Genomic DNA, 1,010 nt, shown 5'->3' on the forward strand with positions numbered 1-1,010 from the left:
GTATGCCATGCTGAAAAAGGGCACGCGTTATGAACCAAGCCTACTAGCAAATTAACATTTAGTCTTCGATAACAGAAATAACTGTATTGACCAAGAACCTGCGTTAAGCGGTTAGACCCACCCTTGATAGCCTGTAAAGTGATTAGTGTGTTAAAACACCGAGTAGGAGAAGAGGCACAAGGGCGCGAATACATCATAGGGCCGAGGTAGCTCCTCATTATGAGCCCGCATATAAGTACGCAGTCTAACAAAATTAACGAAGGGTATTGTGCAATAGGAGGAGTCCATATAAGGCACTTTAGTGCCGAAAGTGTCTGATATGCCTTTCATACAACACCACTGACATTCACGGCTAAAGCCGTTCCCACGCTTCTTAATCACAATGACAGAAGTGCAAGGGGCTCTAAATCGCTCATTTCACTTCTGACTCAAATAATTAGGCTTAGTAGGAGGCAATTTAGTGCCGAAAGTGTCTGATATGCCCTTCATACATAACCACTGACATTCACGGCTAAAGCCGTTCCTACGCTTCTTAATCACTATGTTCAATCACGGTTCTAACGTTGTTTAATCATGATGACAGTAGTGGAGAATGAGGGTTCTCTTTAATCACTCATTTCACTTCTGGCTCAAATAATTAGAGCTTAGTAGGAGATGTATAGACTCCTCCCCTAAATAGGGTAAGTACGGTATAAAGAAATTGCAAAACCACTTTTACCAATAAGGAATCCATACATGTCAAAATTTAACTTAATTTGTATCGACTTGGCAAAAAATGTTTTTCAAGTCGGTCAATTTTTTCATCAAAAACTACAAAGTAATAAAGCGGTAAGCAGAAAAGAGCTACTGTCGATACTCACCACGTCTCCTCGTTGTAAAGTTGTTATGGAATCATGTGGCGGTGCTCATTATTGGGCACGCAAGGCGCGTAGTGTTGGTCATGAAGTCGTGATTCTAGACCCTCGATTTGTCAAAGCATTTAGGATTGGCCAGAAAACAGATGCAAACGA

The 1,010-nt window shown here is 41.3% G+C and carries 1 pseudogene; it reads left to right on the forward strand.

The window, feature by feature from the left end:
• Window positions 1-735: 735 nt before the first annotated feature.
• Window positions 736-1,010, forward strand: a pseudogene (locus LPA49_RS22205) (IS110 family transposase); the annotation flags it as partial.

Source organism: Pseudoalteromonas sp. MB41 (genome assembly GCF_020966275.1).
GTDB lineage: Bacteria > Pseudomonadota > Gammaproteobacteria > Enterobacterales > Alteromonadaceae > Pseudoalteromonas > Pseudoalteromonas lipolytica.